Raw genomic sequence first — 16298 nt, forward strand, 5'->3', positions numbered from 1 at the left:
TTCATGCGGCGTGCGCAAAACGCGCAATTTTACTGCGTGGGGTGGATCGGGTCAAACAGCCTGTGTCAAGGCCGTATCGAGCCGCTTGCGTCAAGCGTCCTGACCCCAGCTCAGCACGATCTTGCCGACGTGGGTGCTGCTCTCCATCAGCGTGTGCGCTTCGGCCGCCTGCGCGGCCGGAAACACGCGATGCACCACCGGCTTGATGCGACCGTCTTCGAGATGCGGCCACACGCGTTCTTTCAACTGCGCGGCGATCTTCGCCTTGAATTCGATCGGCCGCGGACGCAGCGTCGAACCCGTCACCGTCAGCCGGCGGCGCAACACCTCGTTCAGATTCAGCTCAGCTTTCGCGCCGCCCAGCAACGCGATCAGCACGATCCGGCCGCCTTCGGCCAGCGCGGTGAGCTCTCGCGGCACGTAGCTGCCCGCCACCATGTCGAGCACCACGTCGACGCCACGGTCGTTGGTGAGCGACTTGATGACTTCGACGAAATCCTCAGTTTTGTAGTTGATCGCCCGCTCGGCGCCCAGCGCCTCGCACGCACGACACTTTTCGTCCGAGCCGGCGGTGGCGAACACGCGAAAACCCAGCGCATGCGCAATCTGGATCGCCGTCACGCCGATGCCGCTCGAACCGCCCTGCACCAGCAGCGTCTCGTTCGGTGCGCCCTCGCCTTTGCCGAGTTGCGCACGGTCGAACACATTGGTCCAGACCGTGAAGAACGTCTCCGGCAGCGAAGCCGCCTCGACATCCGACAAACCCCGCGGCACCGGCAAGCATTGCAGCAACGGCGCGGCCGCGTATTCCGCGTAACCGCCGCCGGCCAGCAGCGCGCAGACGCGATCGCCGATCTTCAGACCGAACGGATTATTCTTCTCGTCGATCGTGCCGCCGACGATCTCGCCCGCCACCTCCAGCCCCGGCAGATCCGACGCGCCCGGCGGCGGCGCATAGCCGCCCTTGCGCTGAAACACGTCCGGACGGTTGATGCCGGAAGCCGCCACCTTGATCAGCACCTCGCCCGCCTTCGGCTGCGGCATGGGCCGCTCGGCGAGCTTGAGGACATCCGGCGCACCGAATTCGGTGATTTCGATCGCTTTCATCTGCGTCAACTCCAAGATTGGATTGCGTTGCACACCCGCTGCACACTTATTGCGCGCCGCTCAAAACGCGAACCGTCTGACTGACGACGAAGCGCTCCATGCAAACAGAGTACCCGTTTGTACTCATTCGCATACGTTCGCAACGCAATCCACCCTGCACCCTTCATGAAAAACGGCCGGCGCGCATTCGCGCTGCCGGCCGTTGCTCCGCTACCGGATTACTCCGGCGTCGGCTCGCCTTGCGGCGCGTCGTTCAGCAACGCCTTGGCCGACAAACGCACGCGGCCCTTTTCGTCCGTCTGGATGACCTTGACCTTCACTTGCTGGCCATCTTTCAGGTAGTCGTTGATGTCCTTGATACGCTCGTTGGCGATTTCGGAGATGTGCAGCAGACCGTCCTTGCCCGGCAGGATGTTCACGATCGCGCCGAAATCGAGCAGCTTGAGCACCGTGCCTTCGTACACCTGGCCCACTTCGACTTCCAGCGTGATGTTCTCGATACGCTTCTTCGCTTCGGCCATCCCTTCGCTGCTCGTGCTGGCGATGGTGACGACGCCGTCGTCCGAAATATCGATCGTCGTGCCGGTTTCTTCGGTCAACGCGCGGATCACCGAACCACCCTTGCCGATCACGTCGCGGATCTTTTCCGGATTGATCTTGATGGTGATCATGCGCGGGGCGTAGTCCGACAGCACCGTGTTCGCGCCCGACACCGCCGAGGTCATCTTGCCGAGGATATGCATACGGCCTTCCTTCGCTTGCGCGAGGGCGACCTGCATGATTTCCTTCGTGATGCCCTGGATCTTGATGTCCATCTGCAGCGCCGTCACGCCTTGCTCCGTACCCGCCACCTTGAAGTCCATGTCGCCGAGGTGATCTTCGTCGCCGAGGATGTCGGTCAGCACGGCAAACTTGTTGCCTTCCAGGATCAGGCCCATTGCGATGCCGGCGACGTGCGCCTTCATCGGCACGCCGGCGTCCATCAGTGCGAGGCAGCCGCCGCACACCGAAGCCATCGACGACGAACCGTTCGATTCCGTGATTTCCGACACCACGCGAATCGAGTAGCCGAATTCGTCGGCGCTCGGCAGGCAGGCTGCCAGTGCGCGCTTGGCCAGACGGCCGTGACCGATTTCACGGCGCTTCGGCGAACCGACGCGACCCGTTTCGCCGGTTGCGAACGGAGGCATGTTGTAGTGGAGCATGAAGCGTTCGCGGTACTCGCCTTCGAGCGCGTCGATGTTCTGCTCGTCGCCCTTGGTGCCGAGCGTTGCGACAACCAGCGCTTGCGTTTCGCCGCGCGTGAACAGTGCCGAACCGTGCGTACGCGGCAGCACGCCGGTACGGATTTCGATCGGGCGCACGGTGCGCGTGTCGCGGCCGTCGATACGCGGCTCGCCGTTCAGGATCTGCGTACGGACGATCTTCGCTTCGATGTCGAACAGCACGTTGCCGACGGTAGCCTTGTCAGCCGCTGCCGTGCCGCTTGCTGCCGCGTCTTCTTCCAGCTTCGCCGACGTTGCTGCGTAGACTTCCTTCAGCTTGGTCGAACGTGCCTGCTTGTCGCGGATCTGATAAGCGGCGAGCAGTTCGGCTTGCGCCAGTTCCGCCACGCGTGCGATCAGCGGTTCGTTCTTCGCTGCCGGCTTCCAGTCCCATTCCGGCTTGCCCCCTTCGCGGACCAGCTCATGGATCGCGTCGATCGCGATCTGCATCTGCTCGTGACCGAACACCACGCCGCCGAGCATGATTTCTTCGCTCAGTTGCTGCGCTTCCGATTCCACCATCAGCACCGCGCGCTCCGTACCGGCGACGATCAGGTCGAGCGCCGATTCCTTCATTTGCGGACGCGTCGGGTTCAACACGTATTCGTTGTTGATGTAGGCCACGCGTGCTGCGCCGACCGGGCCGTTGAACGGCAGACCGGAAATGGCGAGCGCCGCCGACGCGCCGATCAGCGCGGGAATGTCAGCGGGGATTTCGGGGTTCAGCGACAGGACGTGGATCACGACCTGGACTTCGTTGTAGAAGCCTTCCGGGAACAGCGGACGCAGCGGACGATCGATCAGGCGCGAGGTCAGCGTTTCGCCTTCCGACGGACGGCCTTCGCGGCGGAAGAAGCCACCCGGGATCTTGCCTGCGGCGTAGGTCTTTTCGAGGTAGTCGACGGTCAGCGGGAAAAAGTCCTGACCCGGCTTCGCGGTCTTGGCGCCGACCACGGTTGCCAGGATGACGGTGTCTTCGATATCGACGATCACCGCACCGCTCGCCTGACGAGCGACTTCGCCCGTTTCGAGGCGAACGTTATGTTGTCCCCACTTAAATTCTTTGACGATCTTATTGAACATAGTCATTGCTTTTCCTCTTCGTAATGCCGCGCGGACCAGAAGCGGCGCGGCAACGCCAGGACCGGCGCCGCAGGGGGAAGAGTAGTGTTATGCCATTCCAGAGAACCACGCCCTACGTCGAGTACGTGCGCGAACCGCTGGAATGACACAAAGCTCTGCCCTGAAGCCCGGCCATGTTTCTCTTGTGCTGCTTGTTCTACCGCTTTTTGCTACTGCTTTACTACGACTTCCTGTTCCCGCCGCATGAACCGGCACGCCACTGCGGACCACAGGCAGCGCGCGTCACATGAAGCGCACCGTGCAAAAACAAAATGCCTGCATCAGCGGAACTGACACAGGCATCTTGCCAAGAGCGCCTAACCGCGCGCCCGATTACTTACGCAGACCCAGCTTCTCGATCAGTGCGCGGTAACGGTCCGCGTCCTTACCCTTCAGGTAGTCGAGCAGCTTACGACGGCGGCTCACCATGCGCAGCAGACCGCGGCGGCTGTGGTGATCTTTCGTGTGAGCCTTGAAGTGGAGCGTCAGTTCGTTGATGCGGGTCGTGAGCAGCGCGACCTGAACTTCGGGGGAGCCGGTGTCGTTAGCTGCGCGTGCGAATTGCGCAACGACGTCGGACTTCTTGCTTGTTTCAACTGCGGACATGTCGATTTCCTTAAGAACTAGACAGGCGGTCACGGAAGAAAGGCCGTGCCGTGGGTTACTCCCGTTGCTAAAGCCTGAACATTGATATGCCATGCCTCACAACGGGACGCGTATTGTAGCACAGCCCATTGCGGCCGCGAACCCTGCTGCGCCGGGGCGAGTCGAGGGCGACTCGGCGGCAGGAAGGCCGCGCGAGACAAGCCTTACGGCCGTTTCATCTTGCACGTGGTCGGCGGCACGGTGCGCTCGGGCGGCAGCGCCAGCACCGTGCGGAAACCGTAGCCGGAGCCTTCGTTATCGAAATGCACGCCCGGCGTGCCGGCTTTGTCCATCTCCATCACGTAAAGCGGCTGGATCAACTGATGGTCGTCGGCGCGCATCCATGAGGCGTGGAAGCCGTTGTCGAACCTGATTCCCTCGAACGCGCGGGCGACGGCCAGCGGGTCGGCGCTGCCGGCACGGTTCATCGCCGCGGCGAGGGTTTCGATCATCAGCGGCATGCGCAGCACCGGGTAATCGTCCTGGGCGGCCGGGAAACGGGCACGGAACGCGGCGTACCAGGCGTCGGACGCTGCGCCACCGGCGTTCGGGTGCCAGTCGGCCACGGCGATCACGTGTTTGACGCCGGCGTCGCCGAGCGCGGCCGGCGCGCCGAGGCTGTTGCCGTAGAACGTATAAAACTTCGTGTCCAGGCCCTGCTCGCGCGCCGCCTTGACCAGCAGCGTCAGGTCGTTGCCCCAGTTGCCCGTGATCACGGCATCGGCGCCGCTCGCGCGGATCTTCGCGATATACGGCGCGAAATCCTTCACGCGGCCGATCGGATGGAACTCGTCGCCGACCACCGCGATATCCGGGCGCTTCGCCGCCAGCGTGGACCGCGCGAGGCTGCTGACGTCGTGGCCGAAACTGTAGTCCTGGTTCAGCAGGTAGACCTTCTTCACCGCCTTGTCGCGCTGGATCACATCGGCCAGCGCATCCATGCGCATGCCCGCGTGCGCGTCGAAGCGGAAGTGCCAGAAGCTGCAGTTGGCGTTGGTCAACGCGGGGTCGTCGGCGGAATAGTTGAGGAACAGCTCGCGGTTGGCCGGCTCGCGGCTGTTCTGCTTGTCGATCGCGCCGATCAGCGCGGCGGCGACCGCCGAACTGTTGCCTTGCATGATGTAGCCGATATGGCGGTCGGCGGCCGCGCGCAGTTGCGTGAGCGCCTCTTCGGCGCTGCCTTTACTGTCCAGCACAACCAGTTCGAACGGATGCGCGCCGTCGGCGAGTTTCACGCCGCCCTGCGCGTTCACCTGCTCGACGCCGAAGCGCAGATTGCGCTCCACCGCGGCGCCGGCGTTCGCGAATGGACCGGACATGCCTTCGATCAGCGCAAGCTGGATTGGGGCGCCGGTCGGTTTGCCGCCCGTTTGCGCCACGGCGTAACCCGCCGCCGCCATCGACATCGCTGCCAGCGCCGCTGCTGCCGCCCGTTGCCACTTCGCCATTGTGATCGCCCCGCTTGATTCGTCGAAGCGCGGATCATAGGTCGCTCGAGACGGAATAAGCAAGCCGCCGCAAGCGTTACTGTACTGACCGGGCGGCCTTGCACGAAGCGCCGCTGTTTCGCCGCAGCGCGTGTCAAAATACCGGGTCTCGATGATAAAAACCGCGACTCAAATGCCATCGGAGGAATTCATGTTCAACCGCCACGCCTTGACGGCGGCTTCGACCGGAGCGCCGGCCGTCGGCGTTCAAGCAGCTTCGCGCCTGCGCCGCGCGGCGCTCGTCTGCCTGAGCGCGCTGGCGCTCGCCGGCTGCGCGCAACCCTGGCAACAATTCCAGGCAGGCGCCGACGAATCGACCATCGTCACGCGCCTCGGACCGCCGCGCGAAAGCTACGACCTGCCGAACGGCGGCAAACGGCTGATGTGGCCGACCCAGCCGATGGGCGAAACCACCACCGCCGCCGACATCGACGCCTCGGGCAAGATCGTCAATGTCCGCCAGGTGCTGCAACCCAACGAGTTCTACCGGGCGGAAATCGGCAAATGGACCAAGAGCGACGTGCTGGTGAATTTCGGCCGACCGGTCGAAACCGCGTACTTCCCGCTCATGAAGCGCCAGGTCTGGACCTACCGTTATCAGGAAGACAACGTGTGGTACATGATGTACAGCTTTTATTTCGACGATCAGGGCATTCTGCGGACCACCCAGAAAACGCCGGATCCGTTGCATGATCCCGATCGCCGCGGCCTGTTCTAAGCATTCGCTCGAACCGGTCCGTATGGATCTACGAAAGCCGCCTCCCCAGGCGGCTTTTTTTTATTTATTTCGCATGCAAGCGAATTTTATTTCTCGCCTGCCGGATTTATTTTTTGATAGAAAGGCATTCGTAAGCATTGATTCGATATCCGCTGACCCGACGGAACCGCTCGCTGACAGGCGAGCACAGCCGTCGCGAAACTTAGCCGGATCAATGCGCCCCACTCACGGAGCCGCTATCGATGAACCGTCCCAAACGCCTGCTGGTCGCCAACGTTGCCTGGGCGCACGAAACCGCCGTGCGCAATCCCGCGTTTTTCCGTAATCTGGTTCGCGGGCAAAACCCGCACGTGCTGTGGATCGGCTGCTCAGACAGCCGCGTGCCCGCCGAAACCATCACGCATTGCGAGCCGGGCGACCTGTTCGTCCATCGCAATATCGCCAACCTGTTTCAGCCGGACGACGACAACTCCGCGAGCGTCCTCGAATACGCGGTGAAGGTGCTGAAGGTCGGGCATGTGATCGTCTGCGGTCACTACGGCTGCGGCGGGGTGCGTGCCGCGCTGCTGCCGCCGGAACCGAGCCTGCCGCACGTGAATCGCCGGATCGCGCCGTTGTGCGCGCTGGCGGGCGCGCATCGCGACGAACTCGACGGCCGCGCGACCGAGCGTGAGCGCATCGACCATCTCGCCGAACTCAATGTGCTGGACCAGGTACGCCGCTTACGCGCGCATCCGATCGTGCAGGATGCCGGTCCGGCGCCGCTCGTCCACGGCTGGATCTTTGCGCTCGAAGACGGCCGCATCAAGGTGCTCACGTCCGGCTACGAAGCCGACGATGCGATGACCTGCGCGACCGCTGCGCATAGCGCGGCTTAACGGTAAAGAGCGCTGAAGAGCACAAAGGAGCGCTAACCCGCGCTGACGAATGCCGCATCGAGCGCATCACGCGCATCACGCGCATGCATGCGGGCGTGCACGCGCCGCAGCTTTCGCAGCCGACCCGGTAGTCAGCAACAGTTCGGTCTTCGCCACCCACCCAAGCCGCGCGCCAGCGTCTTACCTCTCACTGCACGGACACCATGAATCTACGCGCTTTCTTCTCCACGTTTCAGCGCGACCTGCTTGCCGGCACGGTCGTTTTTCTGGTGGCGCTGCCGCTTTGTCTAGGCATCGCTAACGCGTCGGGCGTCGAACCGTTTGCGGGGCTCGTTTCGGGCATCGTCGGCGGTCTGGTGGTGGCCGTGCTGAGCGGTTCGCGCCTGAGCGTGAGCGGCCCGGCAGCGGGCCTCGTCGTGATCGTCGTCGACGGGATCGCGCAGCTCGGCAGTTTTTCCGCATTCCTGCTGGCCGTGCTGCTGTCCGGCGCGATCCAGTTCGGCTTCGGCATGCTCAAGGCCGGGCGATTCGCGGCGTACGTGCCATCGCCGGTGATTAAAGGCATGCTGGCCGCGATCGGCGTGCTGCTGATCGTCAAGCAGTTCCCGCTCGCGCTGGGGCTGGGCGGGGCGTCGTCCGCTTCATCGGCTTCGTCCGCGGCGTCCGGCGCGCAAGCCGCCGGCGCGATCGCCACGCCGTTCGGCTCGATCTCGCTCGCGGCCTGTGTCATCACATTGTTGTCGCTGGCGATTCTGGTCGGCTGGGAAACCCGCGCCATGCGACGCTTCAAGCTCGTGCGTTTGCTGCCCGCGCCGCTCGCTGTCGTGTTGCTCGGGATCGGCGCGACTTTGCTGCTCAGCGTGCTCGCGCCTTCGTTCGCGCCGCCGGCCGAACACCGTGTTGCGCTGCCGTCGCTAGAATCGTTCGCGGCGTTGCAGGTTGCGCTTCAATGGGCCGACTTTGGGCCGCACTTCGCGCAACTCGTCAATCCGGACATCTGGCGCGTGGCCATCACGCTGGCGATCGTTGCGAGTCTCGAAACGCTGCTGAGTCTCGAAGCCGTCGAGCAGATCGATCCCCAGCGACGCGCCGCGCCGCCGGATCGCGAACTGAAGGCGCAAGGCGTGGGCAACCTGATTGCGGGCGCGATCGGTGGCTTGCCGATCACGTCGGTGATCGTGCGCAGTTCGGCGAACGTGCATGCGGGCGCGCAGAGCCGGCTGTCGGCGATCGTTCACGGCGTGTTGCTGCTGGTCAGCGTGTTCGCGCTCACCAGCGTCATCAATCTGATTCCGCTCGCCTGTCTCGCGGCGATCCTGATTTTCACGGGCGTGAAACTCGCCAAGCCGTCGTTATTCGTTGCGATTGCCCGGCAAGGTTTCGCGCCATTCGCACCGTTTGTCGTCACGCTGGTCGGCGTGCTCGCGACCGATCTGCTGATCGGCATCGTGCTCGGCATTCTGTGCAGCGCGCTGCTCGCGCTGGTTGCGAACCTGCGCGGTCCGATCGTGCTGGCGCAGCACGGCGATCACTATCTGCTGTCGTTTCGCAAAGACGTGTCGTTTCTCGGCAAGGTGCCGCTCAAGCATTATCTGCAGCAGATTCCCGACGGCGCCACGTTGATCGTCGACGCGACGCGTGCCGATTTCGTCGATCACGATGTGCGCGAACTGCTCGATACGTTCGTGGCCGATGCGCCGCGCCGCGGGATCGCGGTCGAGGTACGGCATCAGGTTCAGGCGCAGGCGCGCGCGGCGCGTGGCTGGTCGATGCGGCGTGCGGCGGCGGAATAGCGCACGGGTTGCCAAACGAAAAAGCCCCGCGCCATTCAAGGCACACGGGGCTTTTTTTCTACGGCTACACGGTCGCGCTTTCAGCGCCCCGCGTTCGTCTCGCTCACTCCGAACGTTGCGGATTCAACTTGTCGACGTTCGAATACAACTTGTTGAGCGCCGAGATATATGCCTTAGCGGAGGCCGCGACGATATCCGGATCGGTGCCGACGCCGTTGACGATACGCCCGCTCTTCGACAGACGCACGGTCACTTCGCCCTGCGCCTGCGTGCCGGTGGTGATTGCGTTCACCGAGTACAGCAGCAGCTCCGAACCGCTGCCCACTTCGGTTTCGATCGCATTGAGCGTGGCGTCGACGGGCCCGTTGCCGCGTGCTTCGCCGGTGATCTCTTTGCCTTCCACCGAGAACACGATCTTCGCGTGTGGCTGCTCGCCGGTTTCCGAATGCTGCGACAGCGACAGGAACTTGTAGTGCTCCTTTTCCTGCGCGGCCGCCGATTCCTCGGTGACGATCGAGATGATGTCTTCGTCGAAGATTTCCGACTTGCGATCCGCCAGTTCCTTGAAGCGCGCGAACGCGGTGTTCAACTCCGCCTCGCTGTCCTGCGGAAGGCCCAGCTCCAGCAGACGCTGCTTGAACGCGTTGCGTCCCGACAGCTTGCCGAGCACGATCTTGTTCGCGCTCCAGCCCACGTCTTCGGCACGCATGATTTCGTAGGTATCGCGCGCTTTCAGTACGCCGTCCTGGTGAATACCGGACGCGTGCGCGAACGCGTTCGCGCCGACCACCGCCTTGTTCGGCTGCACGACGAAACCGGTGATTTGCGACACCAGTTTCGACGCCGGCACGATCTGCGTCGTGTCGAGGCCCACTTCGAGACCAAAATAATCCTTGCGGGTCTTCACCGCCATCACGATTTCTTCGAGCGACGTATTGCCCGCGCGCTCGCCGAGACCGTTGATCGTGCATTCCACCTGACGCGCGCCGCCAATCTGCACGCCGGCCAGCGAGTTCGCCACGGCCATGCCGAGATCGTTGTGGCAATGCACCGAGAACACCGCCTTGTGCGAGTTCGGAATGCGCTCGCGCAGCGTTTTCACCAACTGGCCGTACAACTCCGGCACGCCGTAACCGACCGTATCCGCGATGTTGATGGTGGTCGCGCCTTCGGCGATCACCGCCTCGAGCACGCGGCACAGAAAGTCCATGTCCGAGCGGCTGCCGTCTTCCGGCGAGAACTCGACGTCGTCCGTGAATTTGCGGGCGAAACGCACCGCCAGCTTCGCCTGCTCGAACACCTGGTCCGGCGTCATGCGCAGCTTCTTCTCCATGTGCAGCGGCGACGTGGCGATGAACGTGTGGATGCGGAAATGATCGGCCGGCTTGAGCGCGTCGGCGGCGCGCTGGATGTCTTTGTCGTTCGCGCGGGCCAGCGAGCAGATCGTGCTGTCCTTGATCATGCCCGCAATGGTCTGGATCGCGTCGAAGTCGCCGTTCGAGCTTGCCGCGAAGCCGGCTTCGATCACGTCCACTTTCATCCGTTCAAGCTGCTTCGCGATGCGGATTTTTTCTTCTTTCGTCATCGACGCGCCGGGCGATTGTTCGCCGTCGCGCAAGGTGGTGTCGAATATGATCAGTTTGTCGGACATGTCGGGTCTCCTGAGGAGTCGTTCAATTGTGGGGATCGGATCTTGGAATGGGGGTGTCCGGAGGTTTCCGCGCCACCGCTGGCGACGTTCGGCCACAGACGCGGCAAACGGAGCGGCGGGCGAATACGACTCACGCGACAATTCGTGCGACGATCAGCGCGAGCCACGCGCTGGCACGCTGGATGACGCGCCGGCCTGACGAGGCACGTGGCGCATCAAAAGCGGCGTGTGAACGTATTCAACGAACGACTATAACGGCATTCCCCCTGCCGTGCAATTAGCGCCGAACCTGCCTGCGGGGCGCTGCCGACGGGCTCCGCACAACGAAAAACGGCGGCCTTCCGGCCGCCGTTTTGTCATGTTGCATGCAGGTTGAAAGACGCCCGCTTTTGCTCGAACTTACCGGTCCCGCACCACCGAACGCGCCGGATTGGCGCGGCCGCGCAGCGCCTGGTAACCCCAGAACACATAGCCCGACAGACCATACAGCACGAACAGGCCGAACAGCATCAGCGGCGGATCGGACGACACCAGCACGAACGTCAGCACCACCAGCAGAATCACGCCGAACGGCACGCGATGCCGCACGTCCAGCGCCTTGCCGCTATAGAACGGCGCGTTCGACACCATCGTCACGCCGGCGTAGATGGTCAGCACGAAGGCGACCCACGGCAGCCAGACCAGCTTGAGCGGCACGCGATTGTCGGTGGCGAGCCACACGAAACCGGCGATCAGCGCCGCGGCGGCCGGGCTCGGCATGCCCTGGAAGAAACGCTTGTCGACCACGCCGATATTCGTGTTGAAACGCGCCAGACGCAGCGCCGCGCCCGAGCAGTAGACGAACGCCGCGAGCCAACCCCAGCGGCCGAGGTCCTTCAGAATCCATTCGTACATGACGAGCGCCGGCGCGACGCCGAACGACACCATGTCCGACAGGCTGTCGAACTGCTCGCCGAACGCGCTCTGCGTATGCGTCATACGCGCGACGCGGCCGTCCATGCCGTCGAGCACCATCGCGACGAAGATCGCGATGGCCGCGACTTCGAAGCGCACGTTCATGGCCTGCACGACGGCGAAGAAGCCGCAGAACAGCGCCGCGGTGGTGAACGCGTTGGGCAGCAGATAAATGCCGCGCTTTCTCAGGAACTGCTGACGTTGCGCGCGCCGGCTGTCGACCGCGCCCTCCGCCACCATCGGCTTGTTACGGCGAAACGGACGCGGCAGCGGTCCGCTGTTGCGGGGGCGACGCGGTTTGAATGCGGCCATTCGGAAAACCTCCTTGGTGCCGCTTTATAGTTCAGCGAGGATCGTGGACGACGCCGAAACCTTCTCGCCGATCGACACACGCGGACGGCTGCCCACCGGCAGATACACGTCGACTCGCGAACCGAACCGGATGAATCCATAACGTTGACCACGCGTGAGCGGCTCACCCGCCCGAACGTAGCAAAGAATGCGCCGCGCGATCAGACCGGCGATCTGCACCGAGGTCACCGTCTGGCCGCCGGCCATTTCGATCACCACCGCATTGCGTTCGTTTTCCGTCGACGCTTTATCCACCGCGGCATTCAGATACGCGCCCGGGAAATATTCGACCTTGGAAATCGCGCCATCCACTGGCGAGCGTTGCGAGTGGACGTTGAACACGTTCATGAACACACTGATCTTCAGCGCTTCACGATTGGCATACGGATCATGCGCGGTCTCGACTGCGACGATACGGCCGTCCGCCGGACACAGCACCGCATTCGCCTGAGTGGGGATGGGACGTGCGGGGTCGCGGAAGAACTGGACGACGAAGATCAGCAGCAGCCAGAACAGCCATGAAATGCCGAACCCCGCGAAGAAGTGAACCAGTAGTGCAACGACGGCCGCGATGGCGATGAACGGCCAGCCTTCTCGCGCGATGATCGGATGAGGGTAATTCATGAATGGCTTCTGTGTTTTTGTAAAACCGTAGGATAGCAAAAGCCGCCCAGGGTTCAGCACCCTTGGACGGCTTTTTGATCTGCCCGGCTCTTTCGTTACGTTTGCGGCTTGGCGCCGCACCGGGCAAAAGCGGTGACTAGCTTAGTTCTTCGACTGGTCGACCAGCTTGTTGGCGGCGATCCACGGCATCATCGAACGCAGCTTCGCACCGACCGTTTCGATCTGGTGTTCAGCCGTCAGGCGGCGGCGCGATTGCAGCGTCGGTGCGCCGGCCTTGTTTTCAATGATGAAGCTCTTCGCGTACTCGCCCGTCTGAATGTCGGTCAGCACGGCCTTCATCGCCTTCTTCGTTTCAGCCGTCACGATGCGCGGACCCGTCACGTACTCGCCGTATTCGGCGTTGTTCGAGATCGAGTAATTCATGTTGGCGATGCCGCCTTCATAGATCAGGTCGACGATCAGCTTCAGTTCGTGCAGGCATTCGAAGTACGCCATTTCCGGCGCGTAGCCCGCTTCCACCAGCGTTTCGAAGCCGGCCTTGATCAGGTCGACCGTACCACCGCACAGCACGGCTTGTTCGCCGAACAGGTCGGTTTCCGTTTCTTCGCGGAAGTTGGTTTCGATGATGCCGGCACGGCCGCCGCCGTTCGCCGCTGCGTACGACAACGCGATGTCACGTGCTGCACCCGATTTGTCTTGTGCGACCGCGATCAGGTGCGGCACGCCGCCACCTTGCGAGTACGTGCCGCGAACCGTGTGGCCCGGTGCCTTCGGCGCGATCATGATCACGTCGAGGTCAGCACGCGGAATCACTTGACCGTAATGCACGTTGAAGCCGTGCGCGAAGGCCAGCGCCGCGCCTTGCTTGGCGTTACCGTGCACTTCTTTTGCGTAGACTTCGGCGATCTGCTCGTCCGGCAGCAGCATCATGACGACGTCCGCGCCCTTCACGGCTTCAGCCACTTCCTTGACTTGCAGGCCGGCGTTTTCAGCCTTGCTCCACGATGCGCCGCCCTTACGCAGACCGACCGTGATGTTCACGCCGCTTTCCTTCAGGTTCAGCGCGTGCGCATGGCCTTGCGAGCCATAGCCGATGATGGTGACTTGCTTGCCCTTGATGAGGGAGAGGTCAGCGTCCTTGTCGTAGAAAACTTTCATGTCGGTTCCTTGGCTAAATTCGGTGATAACTGTGAAATTCAAATACTGCGAATGTTGTGCTGCCTGGCGGGATTTTTAAGGCTCCGCCCGGCCTTGATCGAGACGGGTTGGCGTTGAGCGTCACACTTTCAGAATGCGCTCGCCGCGACCGATGCCCGAACCACCCGTACGGACGGTTTCGAGAATCGCCGTGGAGTCGATCCCTTCGATGAAGGCGTCGAGCTTCTCGCTCGCGCCCGTCAGTTCGATCGTGTAGGTCTTTTCGGTGACGTCGATGATGCGGCCGCGGAAAATATCCGACATCCGCTTCATTTCCTCACGTTCCTTGCCGACCGCCCTCACCTTGATCAACATCAGCTCGCGCTCGATGTGGGCGCCCTCGGTAAGGTCGACCACTTTCACCACCTCGATCAGGCGGTTCAGATGCTTCGTGATCTGTTCGATCACGTCGTCCGAGCCAATGGAGACGATGGTCATGCGCGACAGCGAACGGTCTTCGGTCGGAGCCACCGTCAAGGTTTCAATGTTGTAGCCGCGTGCCGAGAACAAGCCCACCACGCGTGATAACGCGCCCGGTTCGTTTTCCAGCAGGACTGAAATGATGTGTCTCATGATTCGCTTCTTCCAGATGTTTTGTCGATGTCTGCGAGCGGATTCGCGCCGCTTCGCCCGCGTTTGCCGTTTTTGACGGCACGCGTGACGAAGCCGGCACTCAAGCCGTCGTTATAGATCTTCCGAACCCATGAGCATCTCGGTGATGCCCTTGCCGGCCTGGACCATCGGCCAGACGTTTTCGGTCGGATCGGTCTGGAAATCGAGAAACACCGTGCGATCTTTCAGGCGCAGCGCTTCCTTCAACGCCGGTTCGACGTCGGCCGTGTGTTCGACACGGATACCGACGTGGCCGTACGCTTCAGCGAGCTTCACGAAATCCGGCAATGCATCCATGTACGAATGCGAATAGCGCTTGCTGTATTCGATCTGCTGCCACTGGCGCACCATGCCCAGATAGCGGTTGTTCAGCGAGATGATCTTCACCGGAGTCTCGTACTGCTTGCAGGTCGAGAGTTCCTGGATACACATCTGGATCGAGCCTTCGCCCGTGATGCAGAGCACGTCGTCGTCCGGGTGCGCCATCTTCACGCCCATCGCCGCCGGCAGGCCGAAGCCCATCGTGCCGAGACCGCCGGAATTGATCCAGCGACGCGGCTTGTTGAAGCGATAGAACTGCGCCGCCCACATCTGGTGCTGGCCGACGTCGGAACACACGAAGGCATTGCCGTCGGTCAGTTCCCACGCCTTTTCCACCACGTACTGCGGCTTGATGATGTCGCTCTTGCGGTCGAACTTCAGGCAGTCTTTGGCGCGCCAGGCTTCGATGTCCTTCCACCAGTCGGCGAGCGCCGCGGTGTCGGGCCCATGCTCGGCCGTTTGCAACTGCTCGATCAGTTCCTTCAGCACTTCCTTCACGTCGCCGACGATCGGAATGTCGACCTTGACGCGCTTGGAGATGGAAGAAGGATCGATGTCGATATGGATGATCTTGCGCGGACGCGACGCGAAGTGCGCCGGATCGCCGATCACACGGTCGTCGAAGCGCGCGCCGATGGCGATCAGCACGTCGCAGTGCTGCATGGCCATGTTGGCTTCGTACGTGCCGTGCATGCCGAGCATGCCGAGGAATTTCTTGTCGCTCGCGCGGTAGCCGCCCAGACCCATCAGCGTGTTGGTGACCGGATAGCCGAGCAGGTCGGCGAACTGGTTCAATTCACGCGCTGCGTCCGCGAGGATGATGCCACCGCCGGTGTAGATGTACGGACGCTTCGCGCCCAGCAACAACGACACGGCCTTGCGAATCTGCCCCGAGTGGCCTTTCGTGACCGGGTTATACGAGCGCAGCGACACGCTCTTCAACGGTTCGTACTGGCACGGCGTCTTCGACACGTCTTTCGGAATGTCGATCAGCACCGGGCCGGGACGGCCGGTACGGGCAATGAAGAAAGCTTTCTTGACGGTAGCGGCGAGGTCGCGCACATCTTTCACGAGGAAGTTGTGCTTCACGCAGGGCCGCGTGATGCCGACCGTGTCGCACTCCTGGAACGCGTCCTGGCCGATCGCGGCAGTCGGCACCTGGCCGCTGATCACGACCATCGGGATCGAATCCATGTAGGCGGTAGCGATGCCGGTAACCGCATTGGTGACGCCCGGGCCGGACGTCACGAGGCACACGCCAACCTTGCCGGTGGAACGCGCGTAAGCGTCGGCTGCGTGGACCGCGGCCTGCTCGTGGCGTACCAGAACGTGCTGGAATTTGTCCTGCTTGTACAGCTCGTCGTAAATATAAAGTACCGAGCCGCCGGGATAGCCCCAGATGAACTCGACGTCTTCGTCGGCCAGTGCCTTCATGAGCACGGTGGCGCCGATAGAGTCAGCTTCGGGATGAGGAGTCGTATCCGACGTGGAGAATTCCGCGCTGGGCATATTCATTTATTCACCTTTCGAAATTTCGGCAAAAATTTGATCGGGTGCTCTCTGCCGGGCTTGT

13 protein-coding genes are annotated in these 16298 nt (G+C 62.6%); 3 read left to right on the plus strand and 10 right to left on the minus strand.

All coding sequences use genetic code 11. The features are described 5' to 3' along the window. Positions 1-90: 90 nt before the first annotated feature. The 4 genes from FA94_RS13345 to FA94_RS13360 form a co-directional block, all read right to left on the minus strand. Positions 91-1107, minus strand: coding sequence for an NAD(P)H-quinone oxidoreductase (locus tag FA94_RS13345; protein WP_035562049.1), 1017 nt, complete (start codon positions 1105-1107; stop codon positions 91-93). A gap of 218 nt (positions 1108-1325) precedes the next feature. Continuing rightward, positions 1326-3461, minus strand: a complete 2136-nt coding sequence (gene pnp, locus FA94_RS13350; RefSeq protein WP_176060462.1) for a polyribonucleotide nucleotidyltransferase — start codon at positions 3459-3461, stop codon at positions 1326-1328. Positions 3462-3827: 366 nt separating this feature from the next. Then, on the minus strand, positions 3828-4100 hold the full coding sequence (gene rpsO / locus FA94_RS13355; RefSeq protein ID WP_035551782.1) for a 30S ribosomal protein S15: 273 nt from the start codon (positions 4098-4100) through the stop codon (positions 3828-3830). A 203-nt stretch (positions 4101-4303) separates the two neighbouring features. After that, the gene (locus tag FA94_RS13360; protein WP_035551784.1) at positions 4304-5587 is read right to left on the minus strand and encodes a branched-chain amino acid ABC transporter substrate-binding protein; all 1284 of its coding nucleotides are present in this window, start codon (positions 5585-5587) and stop codon (positions 4304-4306) included. Between the two features lie 190 nt (positions 5588-5777). On the opposite strand from FA94_RS13360, the gene FA94_RS13365 reads away from it, so the two are divergent. From FA94_RS13365 to FA94_RS13375, 3 genes are all read left to right on the plus strand, one after another. Beyond that, complete coding sequence (locus FA94_RS13365; RefSeq protein ID WP_035562051.1) at positions 5778-6344, plus strand: hypothetical protein; 567 nt, start codon at positions 5778-5780, stop codon at positions 6342-6344. Positions 6345-6586: 242 nt separating this feature from the next. Further along, positions 6587-7222 (plus strand): carbonic anhydrase, encoded by a 636-nt coding sequence (locus tag FA94_RS13370; RefSeq protein WP_035551787.1) that lies wholly within the window; start codon positions 6587-6589, stop codon positions 7220-7222. Positions 7223-7425: 203 nt separating this feature from the next. Continuing rightward, positions 7426-9015: a SulP family inorganic anion transporter gene (locus FA94_RS13375; RefSeq protein ID WP_035551789.1), complete on the plus strand. Its 1590-nt coding sequence runs from the start codon at positions 7426-7428 to the stop codon at positions 9013-9015. A gap of 103 nt (positions 9016-9118) precedes the next feature. Here the strand turns inward: FA94_RS13375 and FA94_RS13380 are convergent, their stop codons facing one another. From FA94_RS13380 to FA94_RS13405, 6 genes are all read right to left on the minus strand, one after another. Further along, complete coding sequence (locus FA94_RS13380) at positions 9119-10666, minus strand: 2-isopropylmalate synthase (RefSeq protein WP_035551792.1); 1548 nt, start codon at positions 10664-10666, stop codon at positions 9119-9121. A 399-nt stretch (positions 10667-11065) separates the two neighbouring features. Beyond that, positions 11066-11932: a CDP-diacylglycerol--serine O-phosphatidyltransferase gene (pssA, locus tag FA94_RS13385; protein ID WP_035551795.1), complete on the minus strand. Its 867-nt coding sequence runs from the start codon at positions 11930-11932 to the stop codon at positions 11066-11068. A gap of 24 nt (positions 11933-11956) precedes the next feature. Further along, a complete protein-coding gene (locus FA94_RS13390; protein WP_035551798.1) occupies positions 11957-12595 on the minus strand; it encodes a phosphatidylserine decarboxylase in 639 nt (212 codons plus the stop codon). 141 nt (positions 12596-12736) lie between these two features. Next, positions 12737-13753 (minus strand): ketol-acid reductoisomerase, encoded by a 1017-nt coding sequence (gene ilvC, locus FA94_RS13395; protein ID WP_035551801.1) that lies wholly within the window; start codon positions 13751-13753, stop codon positions 12737-12739. Positions 13754-13873: 120 nt separating this feature from the next. Beyond that, positions 13874-14365: an acetolactate synthase small subunit gene (ilvN, locus tag FA94_RS13400; RefSeq protein WP_035551805.1), complete on the minus strand. Its 492-nt coding sequence runs from the start codon at positions 14363-14365 to the stop codon at positions 13874-13876. A gap of 111 nt (positions 14366-14476) precedes the next feature. Next, complete coding sequence (locus FA94_RS13405) at positions 14477-16240, minus strand: acetolactate synthase 3 catalytic subunit (RefSeq protein ID WP_035551806.1); 1764 nt, start codon at positions 16238-16240, stop codon at positions 14477-14479. Positions 16241-16298: the final 58 nt, after the last annotated feature.

This window comes from Burkholderia sp. 9120, from assembly GCF_000745015.1.
Lineage (GTDB): Bacteria > Pseudomonadota > Gammaproteobacteria > Burkholderiales > Burkholderiaceae > Paraburkholderia.

Bases quoted from the DNA above. Each gene is read 5' to 3' on its own strand.
- FA94_RS13370 (WP_035551787.1), top strand. From the start codon at position 6,587: ATGAACCGTCCCAAACGCCTGCTGGTCGCCAACGTTGCCTGGGCGCAC.
- FA94_RS13345 (WP_035562049.1), bottom strand. From the start codon at position 1,107: ATGAAAGCGATCGAAATCACCGAATTCGGTGCGCCGGATGTCCTCAAG.
- pnp (WP_176060462.1), bottom strand. From the start codon at position 3,461: ATGACTATGTTCAATAAGATCGTCAAAGAATTTAAGTGGGGACAACAT.
- ilvN (WP_035551805.1), bottom strand. From the start codon at position 14,365: ATGAGACACATCATTTCAGTCCTGCTGGAAAACGAACCGGGCGCGTTA.
- FA94_RS13365 (WP_035562051.1), top strand. From the start codon at position 5,778: ATGTTCAACCGCCACGCCTTGACGGCGGCTTCGACCGGAGCGCCGGCC.
- FA94_RS13360 (WP_035551784.1), bottom strand. From the start codon at position 5,587: ATGGCGAAGTGGCAACGGGCGGCAGCAGCGGCGCTGGCAGCGATGTCG.
- ilvC (WP_035551801.1), bottom strand. From the start codon at position 13,753: ATGAAAGTTTTCTACGACAAGGACGCTGACCTCTCCCTCATCAAGGGC.
- rpsO (WP_035551782.1), bottom strand. From the start codon at position 4,100: ATGTCCGCAGTTGAAACAAGCAAGAAGTCCGACGTCGTTGCGCAATTC.
- pssA (WP_035551795.1), bottom strand. From the start codon at position 11,932: ATGGCCGCATTCAAACCGCGTCGCCCCCGCAACAGCGGACCGCTGCCG.
- FA94_RS13375 (WP_035551789.1), top strand. From the start codon at position 7,426: ATGAATCTACGCGCTTTCTTCTCCACGTTTCAGCGCGACCTGCTTGCC.
- FA94_RS13380 (WP_035551792.1), bottom strand. From the start codon at position 10,666: ATGTCCGACAAACTGATCATATTCGACACCACCTTGCGCGACGGCGAA.
- FA94_RS13405 (WP_035551806.1), bottom strand. From the start codon at position 16,240: ATGAATATGCCCAGCGCGGAATTCTCCACGTCGGATACGACTCCTCAT.
- FA94_RS13390 (WP_035551798.1), bottom strand. From the start codon at position 12,595: ATGAATTACCCTCATCCGATCATCGCGCGAGAAGGCTGGCCGTTCATC.